General features: G+C 39.7%; 16 protein-coding genes. 14 read left to right on the forward strand and 2 right to left on the reverse strand.

From position 1 onward, the window contains the following. Nucleotides 1-189: 189 nt before the first annotated feature. On the reverse strand, nucleotides 190-783 hold the full coding sequence (locus ACRRSQ_RS19315) for a Maf family protein (RefSeq protein ID WP_440877418.1): 594 nt from the start codon (nucleotides 781-783) through the stop codon (nucleotides 190-192). A gap of 116 nt (nucleotides 784-899) precedes the next feature. On the opposite strand from ACRRSQ_RS19315, the gene yceD reads away from it, so the two are divergent. The 14 genes from yceD to galK all read left to right on the forward strand — a co-directional run bounded on the left by yceD (nucleotide 900) and on the right by galK (nucleotide 15877). Next, nucleotides 900-1412 (forward strand): 23S rRNA accumulation protein YceD, encoded by a 513-nt coding sequence (gene yceD / locus ACRRSQ_RS19320; RefSeq protein ID WP_440877419.1) that lies wholly within the window; start codon nucleotides 900-902, stop codon nucleotides 1410-1412. A gap of 37 nt (nucleotides 1413-1449) precedes the next feature. Beyond that, on the forward strand, nucleotides 1450-1620 hold the full coding sequence (rpmF, locus tag ACRRSQ_RS19325; RefSeq protein WP_440877420.1) for a 50S ribosomal protein L32: 171 nt from the start codon (nucleotides 1450-1452) through the stop codon (nucleotides 1618-1620). Between the two features lie 12 nt (nucleotides 1621-1632). After that, nucleotides 1633-2661 (forward strand): phosphate acyltransferase PlsX, encoded by a 1029-nt coding sequence (gene plsX / locus ACRRSQ_RS19330; RefSeq protein WP_440877421.1) that lies wholly within the window; start codon nucleotides 1633-1635, stop codon nucleotides 2659-2661. A 103-nt stretch (nucleotides 2662-2764) separates the two neighbouring features. Beyond that, nucleotides 2765-3700 (forward strand): ACP S-malonyltransferase, encoded by a 936-nt coding sequence (gene fabD / locus ACRRSQ_RS19335; protein ID WP_440877422.1) that lies wholly within the window; start codon nucleotides 2765-2767, stop codon nucleotides 3698-3700. 7 nt (nucleotides 3701-3707) lie between these two features. Further along, nucleotides 3708-4442, forward strand: a complete 735-nt coding sequence (fabG, locus tag ACRRSQ_RS19340) for a 3-oxoacyl-ACP reductase FabG (protein WP_440877423.1) — start codon at nucleotides 3708-3710, stop codon at nucleotides 4440-4442. Between the two features lie 178 nt (nucleotides 4443-4620). Continuing rightward, nucleotides 4621-4854 (forward strand): acyl carrier protein, encoded by a 234-nt coding sequence (gene acpP / locus ACRRSQ_RS19345; protein ID WP_440877424.1) that lies wholly within the window; start codon nucleotides 4621-4623, stop codon nucleotides 4852-4854. Nucleotides 4855-4999: 145 nt separating this feature from the next. Continuing rightward, nucleotides 5000-6238: a beta-ketoacyl-ACP synthase II gene (gene fabF, locus ACRRSQ_RS19350; protein WP_440877425.1), complete on the forward strand. Its 1239-nt coding sequence runs from the start codon at nucleotides 5000-5002 to the stop codon at nucleotides 6236-6238. Between the two features lie 102 nt (nucleotides 6239-6340). Continuing rightward, on the forward strand, nucleotides 6341-7141 hold the full coding sequence (pabC, locus tag ACRRSQ_RS19355; protein WP_440877426.1) for an aminodeoxychorismate lyase: 801 nt from the start codon (nucleotides 6341-6343) through the stop codon (nucleotides 7139-7141). A gap of 37 nt (nucleotides 7142-7178) precedes the next feature. After that, on the forward strand, nucleotides 7179-8192 hold the full coding sequence (mltG, locus tag ACRRSQ_RS19360; RefSeq protein WP_440877427.1) for an endolytic transglycosylase MltG: 1014 nt from the start codon (nucleotides 7179-7181) through the stop codon (nucleotides 8190-8192). A 119-nt stretch (nucleotides 8193-8311) separates the two neighbouring features. Continuing rightward, entirely contained in the window at nucleotides 8312-8947 is a 636-nt protein-coding gene (gene tmk / locus ACRRSQ_RS19365) for a dTMP kinase (protein ID WP_440877428.1), read from the forward strand. Between the two features lie 581 nt (nucleotides 8948-9528). After that, complete coding sequence (locus tag ACRRSQ_RS19370) at nucleotides 9529-12393, forward strand: TonB-dependent receptor (RefSeq protein WP_440877429.1); 2865 nt, start codon at nucleotides 9529-9531, stop codon at nucleotides 12391-12393. 273 nt (nucleotides 12394-12666) lie between these two features. Beyond that, on the forward strand, nucleotides 12667-13677 hold the full coding sequence (gene galE / locus ACRRSQ_RS19375; protein WP_440877430.1) for a UDP-glucose 4-epimerase GalE: 1011 nt from the start codon (nucleotides 12667-12669) through the stop codon (nucleotides 13675-13677). 3 nt (nucleotides 13678-13680) lie between these two features. Further along, on the forward strand, nucleotides 13681-14727 hold the full coding sequence (locus ACRRSQ_RS19380) for a UDP-glucose--hexose-1-phosphate uridylyltransferase (protein ID WP_440877431.1): 1047 nt from the start codon (nucleotides 13681-13683) through the stop codon (nucleotides 14725-14727). A 1-nt stretch (nucleotide 14728) separates the two neighbouring features. Continuing rightward, nucleotides 14729-15877, forward strand: a complete 1149-nt coding sequence (galK, locus tag ACRRSQ_RS19385; RefSeq protein WP_440877432.1) for a galactokinase — start codon at nucleotides 14729-14731, stop codon at nucleotides 15875-15877. A gap of 154 nt (nucleotides 15878-16031) precedes the next feature. Here galK and ACRRSQ_RS19390 read toward each other — a convergent pair whose 3' ends face one another. Then, entirely contained in the window at nucleotides 16032-18647 is a 2616-nt protein-coding gene (locus ACRRSQ_RS19390; protein WP_440877433.1) for a DUF1800 family protein, read from the reverse strand. Nucleotides 18648-18649 lie beyond the last annotated feature (2 nt).

Here is an 18649-nt window from a genome sequence, read left to right on the forward strand (position 1 = left end):
ACTTCAATCGCTATGCCTTGATTAAATCACGTTTAATTCGAACAAAATCTATACTACAAAGGTCAACACGCTCTAGTGTAACGACTCGTTTAATACAATAAATACCTTATATAGAAACCTAATATAAAAAACTAATATAAAACCTAAAGCATTTTACTTTAGGTTTTTTTATTTGTGTTAGGCGCTTATTTAAGGCTGTGCTTGTAAAACATCTAAACCATGTTGCTCTAACAAAGCGACTAATTTTATTAAGGGTAAGCCTATCAAGGTATTTGGATCGTCACCTTCGAGCTTTTCAAATAAACAAATGCCTAAACCTTCACTTTTAAAACTACCTGCGCAATTGTAAGGTTGTTCTGCCTTTAAGTAATTTTCAATGGCTGTTTGGCTGTTATTTTTAAAATGCACATAAAAAGGTTCAACTAACGAATAGCTTTGGCCCGTTTTGCTATTAAAAACACATAGGCCGGTATAGAAAGAAACTTTTTTACCGTTAAATTGACTTAGCTGTTTCACGCCATTTTCAAAGGTATGCGGTTTACCTAGAATATCACCATCGCAAAGTGCGACTTGATCAGAGCCAATAATTAACGCATCAGGAAATTCACTGGCTACGGCTTGTGCTTTTTCAACCGCTAAACGCTGGACCAACTCAAGAGCAGATTCATCGGTTTTTGGTGTTTCATCTATATTTGGTTTAGCGCAATCAAAAGGTAAATTTAGTTTTTCTAAAAGTTGCTTTCGAAAAGGGGAAGTAGAGCCTAAAACTAAGCGTTGCATCATTATTACTCAAAATATAATCAGAATGTTGTTAATATAGGGTCGATATTGATTTTTTAAAGAAATTTAACTAATTTTCTTTTGACACAGCCCTATTGGGGCTTTATTATGCGCGCCTTATGCAAAATCTTAAACTCCCAATAACGATAGACCCGTATAAAAGTGCTCAGCGCCGCTTAGTTTGCGACGGGTATTTTGAATTATCGGGAATGAATAGATTGCTCGCCGCATGTGAAAGTGTGGGAGAGCAAGCAAACATTAATGTAAAATTTAGTGTGGATGAACAGGGCTTGGTAGAAATATCAGGAACTGGCTCGGCACGAGTTACATTAACTTGTCAGCGGTGCACTGACGGATTTGAACAAGACTTAGAGATCGACTTTTCTTTTAGTCCTGCTAAAAATGCGGAAAAAGCTGCTGAATTGCCGTCATATTATGACGCAATAGAATTAGATGAAAATGGTGAAGTTAACCTGCGTGAATTAGTTGAAGACGAGTTATTACTCGCGATACCTCTAATTCCTAGGCATGAACTCGAAGACTGTAATGCGCAAGCTGACAGTGTTTGGGGCGAATTGCCTGAAGAGCTAGATAAGCCGAATCCATTTGACGTGTTAAAAAAACTTAAGTAACTATTTTAAGTTACCAACCGATTTTAGGAGCTAGGCAATGGCTGTTCAAAAAAGTAAGAAATCTCGTTCAAGACGTGGCATGCGCCGTTCACATGACGCATTAACTGCTGAAAACTTATCAGTAGATCCAGTATCAGGTGAAACGCATCGTCGTCACCATGTAACAGCTGACGGCTTTTACAAAGGTGTAAAAGTAATCAACAAATAAGTTGTTATTACTTTGACTGATCTAACCATAGCGTTAGATGTTATGGGGGGCGATAAAGGCCCCCATATAACAATACCTGCTGCAGTTTTGGCTGTTCAACAAACGCCAGACTTGCATCTTATTTTGTGCGGTACCGAGTCGGTTATTGTACAACATCTAGAAAATCTCAATTCTCTTAATCATCCCCAACTTAGTATTTTTGCCACTACACAAGTGGTCGAAATGGATGATAAACCCGCAGTTGCTATTCGTAGTAAAAAAGACTCTTCAATGCGTAAGGCGTTAGACTTAGTGCATGAGGGAAAAGCTCAAGCATGCGTAAGTGCAGGCAATACAGGCGCACTTTTTTCAATAGCACACTTTGTATTAAAAACCTTACCAGGTGTTGAACGCCCGGCGTTAATTTCCTCTTTACCTACCCAAAATAATGATAAGCATGTTTTTATGTTAGATTTGGGCGCGAATGTTTTTTGCGACTCAAATGTGTTGTATCAGTTTGCCGTGATGGGCGCTGTGATGGCAGAAGAGGTTGACGGAATTGATGCTCCTCGTATTGCTTTGTTAAATATGGGCGAAGAAGAAATTAAGGGCAGTGATCATATTAAGCTTACTGCACAACACTTAAACGCGAATAGTTACATTAATTATGTAGGATTTGTCGAAGGAAACGATATATTTTCTAATAAGGCCGATGTGATTGTTTGTGATGGTTTTGTCGGCAATGTTGCGCTAAAAACCTGTGAAGGTGTCGCTCGTTTAGTTTTTAATCGCTTTAAAGATATACTGTCACAGCATCTAATTGCCCGCTTAATTGGTCGTTTAATCGCCCCAACGATAAAAAAGCTTTTTAAATCGCTGAACCCCGACCAGTATAATGGCGCAAGTTTGATAGGATTACGCGGCATTGTTGTGAAGAGTCATGGTAATGCCAATATTCAGGCTTTTTTATCTGCGATTAATGAAGCGTCTAAAGAAGTACAACGACAAGTTCCTGAAAAAATAAAAGTAAAACTTGAACAGAGCTTGTTGCATAAAGACTAATTTCTCAGTTAGAAATTTTTAATGCTTTTATTCATATTACCTTCATTGTGTTGTTGTAATCTGATTAAAAGTGAATTTTGTTAACCATTATTTAGGTAATCTAATGCAAAATAATTTAGCATTTGTATTTCCTGGTCAGGGCTCGCAAGCGGTTGCTATGCTTGCCGACTTTGCTGATCACGAAATCGTTAAAAATACATTCACTGAAGCATCTGGTGCTTTAGGTTATGACTTATGGCAGTTGGTAGCACAAGGGCCAGCTGAACAATTAAATCAAACTAATTTCACTCAACCGGCATTGTTAACGGCAAGTGTTGCGATGTGGCGTTTATGGGCATCAGAAACTGATGTGAAGCCAAGCGTACTAGCAGGCCATAGCTTAGGTGAATATTCAGCGTTAGTTTGTGCAGGTGTTTTCTCTTTAGCGCAAGGCGTTAAACTGGTCGAAAAACGTGGCGAGTTAATGCAAGCATGTGTGCCAGCAGGTACGGGGGCAATGGCGGCTGTTATTGGTTTAGCCGACGATAAAATTATTGAAGCCTGTCAGCAAGCGCAGCAAAATGACGTAGTTTCAGCGGTAAACTTCAACTCGCCAGGACAAGTAGTTATCGCGGGCAATAAAGAAGCGGTAGAGCGTGCTTCTGAGTTATGTAAAGAAGCAGGCGCTAAGCGTGTATTACCACTTCCTGTCAGCGTTCCTTCTCATTGCGAATTAATGAAGCCTGCTGCTGAGCAATTAGCCCTTGAATTAGAGCAAGTGACTTTCAACGCGCCAAGCTATTCAGTGATTAACAACGTTGATGTTGCGATAGAAAACTCTGCTGACGCAATTAAAACCGCCTTAGTAAAACAACTTTATAGCCCGGTTCGCTGGACAGAAACCATTGAAAAAATGTCTGCCGACAATGTTGAACTTGTGGTTGAAGCAGGCCCAGGCAAAGTATTACAAGGCTTAATCAAACGCATCAATAAAACAATTACATCAGTTTCGTTAAATGATAATGCGTCATTAACGAAAGCTTTAGACTTAATTAAGTAGGTAAAATATGTTTTCTTTAGACGGAAAAGTCGCACTGGTAACAGGTGCAAGTCGTGGTATTGGTAAAGCAATTGCGACACAATTAAAAGAATTAGGTGCAACCGTTATTGGTACTGCAACTTCTGAACACGGTGCTAACAATATTAGTGACTATTTAGGTGAGAACCAAGGTCAAGTACTAAACGTGACTGACGATGCTTCTATCGCGGCTTTATTTGAAACCATTAAAGCTAACCATGGCGGTATCGACATTTTAGTCAATAATGCTGGTATTACCCGTGATAATATCTTCATGCGCATGAAAGATGACGAGTGGAATGACATTATCGACACAAACCTTTCATCAGTATTTAAAATCAGTAAAGCTGTTTTACGTCCAATGATGAAAAAACGCAACGGCCGTATTATCAATATTGGCTCTGTGGTTGGTACTATGGGTAATGCAGGTCAAGTGAACTATGCAACGGCAAAAGCGGGCTTAATTGGTTTTAGTAAATCATTAGCGCGTGAGGTTGCTTCTCGTGGCATTACTGTGAATACTATTGCACCTGGTTTTATCGACACAGATATGACCCAAACATTAACTGACGAACAAAAAGAAGGTATATTCTCTCAAGTTCCAGCGAATCGTTTAGGTAAGCCAGAAGAAATTGCTAACACAGTTGCATTTCTAGCGTCTGACGCTGCAGCCTACATTACTGGCGAAACTATCCATGTAAATGGTGGCATGTACATGGTTTAATGGTTTCTTTTTGTTGAGCTTTTATATTTTGATGTTACAAGGTGTTTCATTGTATTAAAATTTAAGGCTCAACAGGTTAGACCACAAAAAAAACAAAATTAGATGCTTGCAAGCTTTGCATTTCAAGAATAAACTACACGCAATTTTTTAAAATTGCATTTCTAGTAAAGGAAATAAAATGAGTACTATCGAAGAACGCGTTAAGAAAATAACTGTAGAACAATTAGGTGTAAGTGAAGAAGAAGTAAAAAATGATTCTTCATTTGTTGATGATTTAGGTGCTGACTCTTTAGATACAGTTGAATTAGTAATGGCGTTAGAAGAAGAATTTGATACTGAAATTCCTGACGAAGAAGCTGAAAAGATCACAACTGTTCAAGCTGCTATCGATTACGTTACTGCTAACCAGTAATAGTAATATTCAGACGGTTATACCTTAGGTGTAATCGTCTGAGTCTTTATATTGATAATTTTGCATTATTTAACAAGCTCTCACGATTTAATTAAATAATCAAAAACCTTTCAAAAATTCAACTCTATCGGAGGCAACTCTTCCCATGCGTCGTGTTGTAATTACCGGTTATGGTATGCTTTCCCCTCTGGGAAACGATCCTGATTCTACTTGGCAAAACTTACTTCAAGGTAATAGCGGAATTGATTTAATTGATCATTTCGATGTTAGCCAATTTCCAACTAAGTTTGCTGGTTTAGTCAAAAATTTTGATCCTGAGCAATTTGGCATAGCCAAAAAAGATGCTAAAAAAATGGATCTATTTATTCAATATGGCTTAGCAGCTGGTATTCAAGCTTTTAAACATTCAGGCTTAGAAGTTACCGAAGAAAATGCGGGTCGTATTGGTGTTGCCGTTGGTTCTGGTATCGGTGGTTTATCGTTAATCGAAGAAAACCATCAAAAATACCTTAAAGGCGGCGTTCGTAAGCTCTCTCCTTTTTTCTGTCCATCTACCATTTTAAATATGGCAGCAGGGCATTTGTCGATTAAATTAGGCTTACGTGGACCAAATATCGCAATTGTTACTGCGTGTACTTCTGGTGTTCATAACATTGGACATGCTGCGCGAATGATTGCTCATGGCGATGCGGATGCTATGCTAGCTGGTGGTGCTGAAAAAGCATCAACGGAATTAGGCATTGGTGGTTTCTGTGCAGCGCGTGCGCTGTCGACACGAAACGACGATCCTCAAGGCGCAAGTCGTCCTTGGGATAAAGACCGTGATGGCTTTGTATTAAGTGACGGTTCAGGCATTGTTGTTATTGAAGAATACGAACATGCGAAAGCACGTGGTGCAAAAATCTTTGCTGAAATTGTCGGTTTTGGGATGAGTGGTGACGCTTATCACATGACGTCGCCGCCAGCAGATGGTGCAGGTGCCGCTTTAGCGATGGAAAACGCTATTCGTGATGCAGGTGTGGCTAAAGATAAAATTGGCTACATTAATGCGCACGGTACTTCAACTAATGCCGGTGACTTGGCTGAAGCCAGTGCTGTTAAATCAGTGTTTGGCGAGCAAGCGCATAAGTTGATGGTAGGTTCTACTAAATCAATGACCGGTCATTTATTAGGGGCCGCTGGTGCTGTAGAAGCGATATTTACCGCACAAGCATTAGAAAATAATGTGGTTCCACCAACGATTAACTTGGAAAACCCAAGTGAAGGTTGTGATCTTGATTTTATTCAAGGTAGTGCCCGCGATGTCAACCTAGAGTACGCTTTATGTAACTCGTTTGGTTTTGGCGGCACCAATGGTTCACTGTTGTTGAAAAAGTTTAATTAAGGTTAATTTTACTTTAACAGTATAATTAATTCTTGATATCAAAAGTTTAAGCCTGAATACTGGTAAGCAGTATTTAGGCTTTTTTATACGTAAAAAATAATCATGCTTTATTGTTCAGTTAATTTTCAAGACCAACAACATACATCGGCTTTTGACCGTGGCTTAGCATACGGCGATGGTATTTTTACCACGGCCAAAATAAACCAAGGTAAGGTCGAATTATACCATCAGCATTTAACGCGTCTTAAAAATGGCTGCAAACGTTTAGCCTTATCTAACGTTGACTTTGGCAAACTTGAGCAGGAAATAACTGAGGTTGCTAAAAAGTTTCCGTTAGCCGTATTGAAAGTGCTTATTTCAGCAGGGCAAGGCGGTCGGGGCTATTCACGAATAGGGTGTAGCGAGCCAACTGTAATTGTTAGCGTGCACGAGTTTCCTAGCCATTATCAACTATGGCAACAACAAGGTATTAATGTTGGTGATAGCAAAACGCTACTTGGCTTAAATCCCTTGTTAGCGGGAATTAAACATTTAAATCGCTTAGAACAAGTTATCGTTCGACAAGAGTTAGATCAGCGTGAGGAAGACGATTTATTAGTTTATGATCTTAACCATCAACTTGTTGAAGCGACTTCTGGCAATGTCTTTTGGTTTAAAGCAGGACAACTGTATACACCACGGATCACCGATGCAGGTATTTCTGGCTTACAACGCGACCAAATATTAGCGGCTTTTCCCGATGCAAAACAAGTGAAAATAGAGCAAAGCGCGTTAGATAGGATAGACGCTATGTTTATCTGTAACTGCGTTATGGGCATCGTGCCGGTCAAGTTTTATAATCAACAAACCTTATCGCTCGATCTAGTCACTTCGGTGCAACAAAGATTAGCGAGTCAGGTATAATCGGCTATCGGAACATCGTCTTTTCAGGGATCATTTAGTGTTTAAAAAACTATTCTTATTGTTGGGTGTGTTAGTTGTTGTTTTGTTGCTCACTTTTTTTTCATTAATGCATAAAAACATCAATAAAGCTTTGCCGATTGAACATCCTGAATTATTTACTGTGATCAGTGGCGAGTCGTTAAATGGAATTTCTGCCAAATTACGTGATAAAGGCTGGCTTGAAAACAGGTTTTGGATACGTGCCTATGTGCGCTTAAATCCGCAATATACACAATTAAAAGCCGGCACTTATCAAATAAACGCCAACGCCAGTGCGCTTGAATTGTTGCAATTATTTATCTCAGGTAAAGAGCATCAATTTAGTGTCACCTTTATCGAGGGCACAACCATTAAAGAGTGGTTGGCATTACTTGCTAAACAACCTAAGGTTAAACATACCTTAGATTATGACAACATCAAGCAAGCTATCACTGCGTTAACGAAAAAACTGAACATAGATGGTCAAAACCCTGAAGGTTGGTTTTTTCCTGATACCTACGCCTATACCGATAATACCAGCGATATCACGATTTTATCGCGTGCTCATCAAGTCATGAAAAAACACTTAGACAATTTATGGCAATCACGTGCTGAGCCTTTGCCATACCAAACACCTTATCAAGCGTTGATCATGGCATCAATTGTTGAAAAAGAAAGTGCGCAATTAAGTGAAAAGCCAGTTATTGCGTCAGTATTTGTTAATCGTTTATATAAGAAAATGCGCCTGCAAACCGACCCAACGGTTATTTATGGCTTAGGTGATCGCTATCAAGGCGATATTACCCGTAAGCACCTACGTGAAAAAACTGCTTATAATACTTATCGCATTAACGGTTTACCGCCAACGCCTATTGCTATGCCAGGTTTAGCCGCGTTAGAAGCGGTTATGCAGCCAGCAAGTACCGACTATTTTTATTTTGTCAGCCAAGGTAATGGCCATCATGTTTTTTCTAAAACCTTGGTCGAGCATAATCGCGCAGTAGCGAAATATCAGCTTAAACGAAAAAGTTAACTTTATTGAAATAATCGCTGAACAAGGTGCTGAATAATGATGTCAGTCACGTTAAGATAGCAACCTAATATGACAATCGACTACAGCACTATTTACCCAATGTGCTTTGAGATAAATTAATGAAAAATGGCTTTATGTTAGTATGCGACGGCAGTAACGGCGCAGGAAAAACCACAGTAATCAAAACGATTGAACAATATCTACAAGACAAAAATATTGAAACCGTTGTAACCCGAGAGCCGGGCGGCACAGCGATCAGTGAAAAAATTCGTGAGGTGATATTAGACCCCTCTACACCGGAAATGCATAACTTGACTGAGCTGATGCTATTTGGCGCGGCTCGTGCGCAGCATGTTAATGAAAAAATCATCCCTGCATTAGCAGCTGGTAAGGTGGTGATAAGTGACCGTTTTGATGCGGCAACTTTTAGTTTTCAGCACTACGCGCGTGGAATTGACATTGATACCATTAAGCAAATTAACGATTTAGCACTCAGTGGTTTTTCAGCTGACATGAATATAATTCTCGATTTAGATCCGAAAGTAGGTCTTGAGCGTGTTAAACAGCGCGGTGAAGGTTTGGATCGCTTAGAAGATGAGAAAATGGAATTTTTAGAAAAAGCACGTCAAGGTTATTTAACGCAAGCAAAGGAAGCGCCAAATAAATTTACTATTATCGATGCTTCTCAATCGAAAGAAGCAGTTTCCGCTCAAGTAAAGGCGGTTGTTGACCAACTTATTGCCAGTCGTTTATAAAAAGGGCTAATATGCCTACTTCAATTATGCCTCATTTCAGCGATATATCGCCTAGAGTGAGGCACGCATTTTTTCTTTCTCATGCGATTATACTCCTCAAAGCAGTATGAGTTTTTAATTTATCTACCTTCAACCTTCATCCGTTATTACTCATTATTAACCGCATTTTCTGCCATTTTTAACTGCTACAAAAACGAACGTTTTAGCTACTTATCAACCTTTGTTTGCAACCATTTACAACATACTTACCGTCAATTTAATGAATTTACTTTAAGTTTTTTGCTAACACTTGCTAAACAAAGAGTGTAACAAAATCATTTTCTGTGTAATTGAAATGTACCTGTGGTGTTGTTTTTCTTTGTATGTGCCCATTTGTGTCACATAAGTGTTAAACGGGCCGCTCGGCGCATTGTTATTCATCCTATAAATAGTATATTCCTCCGAATGTTTTTACGGGCACTTTCAAAATTCAATATTTTAGCCTGCAAATAAACTGATAAAACATGAGTGAATAATTAACGTAGCAGACTCAAAGAAGTCGCAGGTAATTGTTTGTTAAAATTTCTGAGGAGAAAATGGTTGTGCAAAAAAAGTTTGCGTTAAGTCGTATTAGTCAGGCGTGTTTAATCGCCGCTAGCGTTTCAACATTGCCTGCATTAGCACAAGATAAGGTTGATGTACCAAAAATAACGGCTGAAGAAGTCGAAGTTATTACCGTTACTGGTGTGCGTGGCAGCTTGAAAGAGTCAATGAACGACAAACGATTTTCAACTGAAATTAAAGACACTATTTCGGCCGAAGACATTGGTCAACTTCCTGATGAAAATATTGCTGAGGCGCTCCAGCGTGTAACCGGTATTCAAATGGGGCGTTCAGCAGACGGTGAAGGCTCTAGTGTTCAAATTCGTGGTATATCTGACAACAACGTCGAAATTAATGGTCAGGTTGGTTCGGGTTCAGGCGCAGGAAGAAGCATAAACTTTCAAGATCTTCCGTCAGAGCTATTTTCGGGTATTGAAGTCTTAAAAGCACCTACGTCAGACAGAATTGAAGGCTCTTTAGGTGGTACGGTTAATTTAAAAACGCGTCGTCCGTTAGATATGAAGAAAAATCAAGTGGCGACAGTTTCAGCTAAGACTAAATACAATGAACAAAGCGGTGAGTTTGACCCAGATTTTAACGCCTTTTTAGCAAAAAGCTTTCGTGATACTGCAATTGGCGATTTTGGCGTAATAGTGAATGCCGGTCGTAAAAACGTTACCAGTAAAACTGACGTATATGGCGCGGGTGACTTTGAAAGTGCAGATGGTGCTTGGTTAAAAAGAGAAGGTGGTATTGACGTTAATGGCGATGGTGAAATCAATAATAGCGATGTGTATTACATTCCTAACGGTTTAAAATCTTCAACCAGCTATAAAGAAAGTCAACGTGATTCGTTCAATACTACATTGCAATGGCAGCCTAACGATATCACCAATTTTTTCTTTGATTACACCTTTACTCAAAATGATGAATTTGTAACGGGTTCTTCTGCTTCTATGGCCTCAAGTGCTGCTCATTCTGAAATTAAAGAAGGCTCTGATTGGAGTGGTGCAAACTTAGGCGATGGTAGTTACATTATTAATGAAGGCACTATTAGTGGCGCTAGCGTTCGTATGGGGGGCGCGCCTTCAATTCGTGAGAAAAACGCGCGTTCACATAAATTTACCTTAGGTGGTGATGTTCAAGTTAACGACAGTTTAAATATTGCCATGCAATATAATGTTACTTACGGTAGAACCCAAACAGAACAAGCGGGTTTGACGATGGGCTATGACTGGAACGGTGATAATAGAATCGACGGTAAAGACTGGGGTGGCGATTTAAATTTTGACTTCTCAGGTGGTGGCATTCCAAATGGCGGTTTATACGATCCTGAAACGGGTGAAAAAATAGATATCACCAACCCGCTAGATGATCGCTTGCACTACTATCAAATGCAGCGTATTGCTCATGATGCACGTAACCGCGATGACGCCTTAACGCTTGATTTTACGTTAGACTTAGATAACGATTTTTTTACTCAATTTAAATCTGGTATTCGTGTTGCAGGTCGTTCATTTGAAAAAGTATCTTATGAAAACATGAACCAAAACAAGCAAACCATGGTGGATGGTAAATACCTCAATGTAAATATGCAGAAAGTTGCGGTAAACCCTGATAGTAATGAATGGGCTAATAACCAACAGATCTCTTCTGATCTTGCTCATTGTTTAGTTGAAAGTGACGGCGTTGATTTAGAAGGCAGTGATTTACCCGAGAATTGGATTGGTACAGATTGTGACATAGACTTTTTCACTGACTATTTCAATATGCATGATATTCGTGCCATTAATGAAGAGACAGGTTACGGTTATTATGAAGATTTAAGCACACGTTATGACATAGGTGAAGATACCCTTGCTTTATACATGCGCGCTGACTTTTCAAGTGAAATTGGAGACTTACCTTTTTATGGTAACTTTGGTGCCCGTTACATAGAAACAAAAACAACGTCTGCGGGTTACGAAAAGATTGCTGGCGGCAGCTTTGATTGGAATACCTATGACAATAGCTACCATGATTTTTTACCATCGATGAACTTAAACTTAGGTTTAAATGATGAAATGATTATGCGTTTTGCTGCTTATAAAGCCGTACAACGTCCTGGTTTAGGTCAAATATCACCAAGTACGCAATACTTTTATGGCTCTGATATTGATGATTACAACGGTACTGCAATTCTTGGTAATCCTGACTTAGATCCAGTACGAGCAGTTAACCTTGACCTTTCTTATGAGTGGTACTACTCAGCTGAAAGCATGTTTTCTGCAGCTCTTTTCTATAAAGATTTAGACAGTATTATTGCACTACCAGCAGAAACATTTGATTTAGTTATTGGCGATGAAACCTTTCAAGCGCGTCAATATCAAAACTTACCTGGAACAACTATTTACGGTGCTGAATTTGCTCTGCAACATTCATTAGCGGATTTAGGAAGTCTGTTTGAACATACAGGACTTGGTTTAAACTACACCTTTTCAGATGAAGATTCAGACTTAACCGATACCGAAGGCAACGAAATTGGCCGCCGTGGTTTGTCTAAGCACAGCTACAATGTATCTGCATTTTATGATGACGGTGATTTAAGTGTACGTTTAGCCTATAACTGGCGTAGTGAATTTACACGCCGCGAAAATGTGCGATTAGGGTGGGGCACTGATGACTTTTTACCTGAGCTAGAAGATGCTCGCGGTCAACTGGATTTAAGTGTTAATTACAAGATTGGTAAACACCTTAAAGTTAACTTCTCAGCGATCAACTTAAATGACTCTAAAACGATTCGTTACTTACATCATGAAGAGTTGATTAATTATATCGCAGCACCAGGGCGTCGCTTTAATTTAGGCATGGTATATCGCTTTTAGTTATCCAGCCAATTAAGTTTATATTTAATAAAATCGAGCACAATTTTGTGCTCGATTTTTTTATTTTATTCATATACTGGGCAGTTGTTTATAGGGCTTAAAAAATAATTGCGTTATTTAAATAATTTTAGCTACATAAACATCATATGTTCATGATAATATGATGTGAAACGTAATTTGCATCGCGTTTAATTTAACACTTGCTTTACAAATTAATTTTATAGTATTATTTATCATACAAATAGTTTTTGTATTCTTTTCTAAGGAACGATAGTGAAAATTCTTGTTACAGGCGGTATGGGATATATTGGTAGCCATACTTGTATAGCTTTGCATAAAGCAGGTTATACGCCAGTTATTTATGACAACTTATCCAATGCCAGCATTAAAGTACTTGATCAACTAGAAGTTATCACCGGCGCACGCTTTGACTTTATCGAAGGAGATATCCTTGATAAAGCCCACTTTAAAGCCGCCCTTGTAGAAAATAATATTGAAGCTGTTTTTCACTTTGCTGCGTTAAAAGCGGTAGGAGAGTCGACCGAACAACCCCTGCGTTATTACCAAAATAACGTTTCAGGTACAGTGGCAATGTTAGAAGTGATGAAAGAAGTTGGTGTTAACCGTATTATTTTCAGCTCTTCAGCAACGGTTTATGGCGATCCGCAATATCTTCCTATCGATGAAAAACATCCTATCTCTGCAACTAACCCATACGGTTGGACAAAAGTGATGGTTGAACAAATATTAGCGGACAATTGTGCCTCAGACGACAATGCGTTAGCTATTGCACTTCGTTACTTTAACCCTGTTGGCGCTCACCCTAGTGGATTGTTGGGCGAAAGTCCGTCTGGTATTCCGAATAACCTAATGCCATTTATTGCCCAAACAGCGGTTGGTAAAAGAGAATTTGTTAGCGTTTTTGGTGATGACTACAACACACCTGACGGCACAGGTGTTCGTGACTATATTCATATTATGGATTTAGCGGAAGGCCATGTTGCGGCATTTTCAGCACATAAACAAGACAGCGGCTTTTTACCGTATAACTTAGGCACTGGGCAAGGTTATTCAGTGCTAGAAGTGATCAAAGCATTTTCAGCCTCTTCAGGTGTTGATGTTGCCTATAAAATGGCGCCAAGAAGACCTGGTGATATTGCTAGCAATTATGCTGAAGCGTCACTTGCCAAAGAAAAATTAGGTTGGACCGCAAAACTCGATATTAAAGCAATGACAGATGATACCTGGCATTGGCAGTCAAAATACCCAAATGGGTTGGAGTAATTAATGAATAACTTAGAATTTACCCATCGTCGCAAAAATCCATTAACGGGTGACTGGGTATTAGTATCACCACACCGTAATAATCGTCCTTGGTCAGGTGCCACTGAAGCACCATCAGGCGAAGCGTTACCAAAATACGATGAAAATTGTCCGTTATGTCCGGGTAATTCACGTGCAAACGATACGCATAATCCAGAATACAAAGACACTTTTGTGTTTAAAAATGACTTTGGCGCATTAGTTTCAGAGCAATCGGGCACAGAAGCATTAGCAGATGCTGAGCAAAACCCATTATTTGAAGCCGATGTCGCTAATGGTGAATGTCGCGTGATTTGTTTCTCACCGGATCACAATAAATCGTTACCTGAGTTAACGCCAAATGAAATCAGTAAAGTGATTGATACTTGGCAGTCAAACTATGTTGAACTTGCCGAGCAGTACAACTGCGTGCACGTTTTTGAAAACAAAGGCGCGATTATGGGCTGTTCTCAGCCGCACCCACATGGTCAAATTTGGGCGCATGACCACCTATCGACAGAAGTTGAAGTTGAAGATAAAAACCAGTTTGCCTATCAAGCAAAACACGGCAGTAACTTATTAGGTGACTATGTTGCCAAAGAAGTGGCTCAACAAGACCGTGTTGTTGCACAAAATGACCATTGGTTAGTGGTTGTGCCGTTTTGGGCTGCATGGCCGTTTGAAACCTTATTAGTTGCTAAAGGTGACGTTCGTCACTTTGGTCAATTAACTCAAGCACAAAAAGACGCTTTAGCTGAAATTTTGCAAGAGCTAACAATTCGCTACGACAACGTATTTAATTGTAGTTTCCCATACTCTATGGGTTGGCACAGTGCACCGGCAAAAGCAGAAGATGATAGTCATTGGCGTTTGCATGCACATTTTTATCCGCCGTTATTACGCTCAGCTAGTGTGAAAAAACACATGGTTGGCTATGAAATGTTAGCCGAAAGTCAGCGTGATTTAAGCGCTGAAACCGCTGCGAAAATTTTACGCGAAGTAAGTACAACGCATTATAAGCAAGGGGAATAAAATGAGCTTTGATATGCTAAAAGATAGATTTGAAGAACTTTATCAACAACCAGCTAACGCTATTTCAATTGCGCCAGGTCGCGTAAACTTAATTGGTGAATTCACCGATTATAATGACGGTTTTGTTTTACCTTGTGCGCTAGAATACGCAACGCGTGTTTTATATCGTCAACGTGAAGATGACAAAATTGTTGTGCACTCAATGAGCTACCCAGGTGAAAAAGACGAATTTAGCGCAAGTGAAGAAATCACCAAAGGCGATTCGCAATGGGGTAACTACATTAGAGCGATGGCATTTGTATTTAAGCGTGCAGGTTTTGCCCTTAAAGGCGTAGACTTATTAATTGAGTCAGACGTACCGCAAGGTAGTGGTTTATCTTCGTCAGCTGCTCTTGAAGTGTCTATTGGCGGTGTATTTAATGCTATCGGTGGTTTTGGTTTATCTGAACAACGCATTGCGGTATTAGGTCAAGAAGCTGAAAACGACTTTATGGACTGCCAATGTGGCATCATGGATCAGTTAATCTCTGCTGAAGGTGAAAAAAGTCACGCGTTACTTATTGACTGCGAAAACCTTGAAACTGAAGCGATTTCAATTCCTGAAGATTTATCAATTGTTATTGTTAACTCTAATTACCCGCGTAAGTTAGTGGACAGTGAATACAACCAACGCCGTATTGATTGTGAGCAAGCGGCAAGTAAAATGGGTGTAAAAACACTACGTGGCGCAGATTTAGATAAACTTGCGCAAGCGAAAAGTGACATGACTGAAAACGAATACAAACGTGCTCATCACGTGATCACTGAAAATTCGCGCGTTATTGCCGCGACAGTGGCACTTAAAAATAATGACATGGACGCGCTTCGCTCATTAATGACTGGCTCGCATGTCTCGCTTCGTGATGACTTTGAAGTAACAGTACCTGCAACCGACGGTTTAGTGACTATTTGTCAAGAAGCCTTAGGTGATCGCGGCGCAGTTCGTATGACAGGTGGCGGTTTTGGTGGCGCTATCGTATGTTTATGTCGTGCTGAAGATGTTGACAGCATTAAAGCTGCAGTTACTGAAAAATATCACGCACAATTTGATTTGCACGCTGATATTTATGTGTGTAAAGCCGGTAACGGTTTAGCGGTGACTAGTTTTTAATTAAACCTATCAGTAAATTTAATAGTATGTATATTTATGCATAATTTGATAGTTAAAAAGGCGTTAAGGAAAATATCCTTAACGCCTTTTTTGATCTCATGTTTTAGTGGGTAAAACGTTAAAAGCTCATTAAAGTCGAATAGGCTATGCTCTTTTAACGTTGTAATTGAAACTCGGGTAGTGCAGCTACGCCATAAACTGCAATATTATAGCGCTCACTGTCATCACTTTCGGTTAATGTATTTATCAGCGTTTGACGCGAATTTTGATTATCACTGGTTTTAAGCTGACCGCTGGTCAGATAAAAATCTAAATAATCCACCACAGCAGTCGCTTTAACTTGTTCATCACCTTCGGTTGTCGTCCAAATATTGGTAAGTATACTTGGCGTTAACTCAACCTTAAGCTGCTCTTCAGTAAAGTTTGAATGCTTAACAGCTGTATTTCGTAAAAAGCCACGTGTTAATAATTTATGATAGGTATTTAATGTTAAAAACAGCTGCGTTTCTGTGAGTAGCTGCAATTCTGGTGCAACGAGCGACTGGGCGGAAATATTTCCCGTCGGCGAAAAATCAGGTAAGAAAAAGTTAAATACCGAAAGCGATCCTTGTGCATATTGACCAATATTAAGTGAATCGACACGTAGTAAGGTTGCATCATTAGCATATTGGTCAGCAACAGCTAAATCTAAACCGTTATTTCCGCCAGCCAAAGGAATGTCAGAATGTGCTTTGAGTAAACGCATTATTCCTGTCATATGTAATAACGGCTCTTTTACTTTACCAAAGGTTTGTGAGTTACTAATGTTTGGATTCCGTGCCTCTTTATCTAACAAAATTGCACGAATAACGGCTTTCAAATCACCGGTATTGCCAAAGGCATTTGCAACGCGTTCAATATAGTCAGCGCTAGGGTTTGAGGTAACGAAACGTTGAATTAACTGACGACTTATAAAGGGAGCCGTAGTGCTATGGGCAACTAGCGCATCTAAAACAAAATCAAGCTCTTGCTGTGCTGCTTGAACCGACTGTTCTGAACTGTCTGGTACGGTGATTAGGTTATCCTTGTCTGAAAATAATGTTTTTTCACCAAATTCATGGTGTGCAGTGAAAAACTTCATCGGTTCAGTCCAGCGGTATTGGTAATCGTTCGTTGCGTTTCCTAAAAAGAAATAGTTATTTTCAACTTTATCACTATCGCTATTCTTATAACTAAAACCTAAACCAGTAAATACTTTGGCCATTTCTTTGATAACTTGGTTGTCGTAAGTTGGTATTGGCAAATTATCTGAACCTAATTTAATAGCACCATTTTTTTGCCGATGAACTAGGCCAAAAGTAAACAGTTGCATTATCTCTCGTGCGTAGTTTTCATCTGGGTAATAACCGAGTTCAAGATCCGTTTTTTGATTACGTAAATGGCTAAGCCAAACGCCCATTACCGGGTGTAAAGTAACATCTTCTATAGTTTGGCGATAAGTACCAAAGGCATTACTCGCTAATTGATCCCAATAATGCGTTAAACCTCGGTGTGCGGTTTTTAGCGGGCTATTGGCATCGCCTACGACTAAAATTTCACTGAGTGCAAACGCCATACGCTGCCTTAGTTGATCGTTACCGTATACCGCTATTGGCCAAAAATTATCTCGCCTTAGATTTCTTTCCGTTTCTTCACCAAATAAGGGAATAGTTTCATCTGTTAACGCAAGATAATGAGTCTGTGGCGTTGCAAATTGTTGTTCGAGCCAAGCGCTATATACTTGCATTCTATTAACGCCGTCTGCGCTAATTTGACTGCGAAGCACTGAATAGTCAGCAGGAGTCGCGCCAAAAGTTGCTTGATTTAAGAAACGCACAATATCTCGGTCAACATCTTCTTCTGATAATGGGCTATCAACGGGCGGCTCTACATTAGCGTCATAGGTGATGGCAGCAGAAATTTCCCCTTGTTGATAGTTAGCGGTATGAATGTTGACAAAAAATTTGCCTTCAAAAAGTGTATCAAGCATTTGTTGCTCGGTGGTGAAAATACCGCCAGGGGCTAAATCCCATAAATAATTGGTTTGCGGACCAGTAAATTCTATGTCTTTGATCATTGACCCCGCAGGCGCTAAATGAATATGTTGGTCGGTTTGTATCGTCGTTAAATCTGAAAACGTATAACTGAGCTTTGCCTGATTGTTGTCACCTTGCAATATTAAACTTAAAACGCCTGTTGCCGATGTTTGTGCGTTATCTTGAGGGCTAAAAATTCCCAGAAATACCTTGGCATTTTCTGGGGCATTCGTTGCGTCTGTAATAACAATTTCAACCTTGTTTTCATTGGAAGTATCGTAGCTGCTAGCGCTCTCTAGGGTAAATGTTAAAACCTCGGGAACTTCATGCATGCCATCTTGCACCGGATGTACTTCGATGACACGTGAATTTTGATTTTCAGCTAGTTCAATAGTCGCTCCGACGTTGCCTCCATCGCTGTATACCAATAGGTAGTCTTCACTGCTTGCAGAGCCTTTGGCAGCATCAATATTGCCGGATAGTGAATAATTTATATTTAGCGCCGCAGTTGTGCCTTGACGTAAAACGGTGAATTTAGCAAGTTGGTTACTTTTTTCGATGGCAGAGCTTACGACAGTATTAATGCTTATTTGTGCTTTTGGTGCATCGGGTGTGGTAGTTGTGTCTGAGTCACCACTGCCACCACATGAGGCGAGCATAAAAAGACTGCTTAGCATTGTTGCAGAAGATAAGACAAACTTTCTGGTAATATTCATCG

Origin of the sequence: Thalassotalea sp. PLHSN55 (assembly GCF_052030545.1) — a bacterium.
In the GTDB taxonomy this organism is placed as follows: domain Bacteria; phylum Pseudomonadota; class Gammaproteobacteria; order Enterobacterales; family Alteromonadaceae; genus CANMXU01.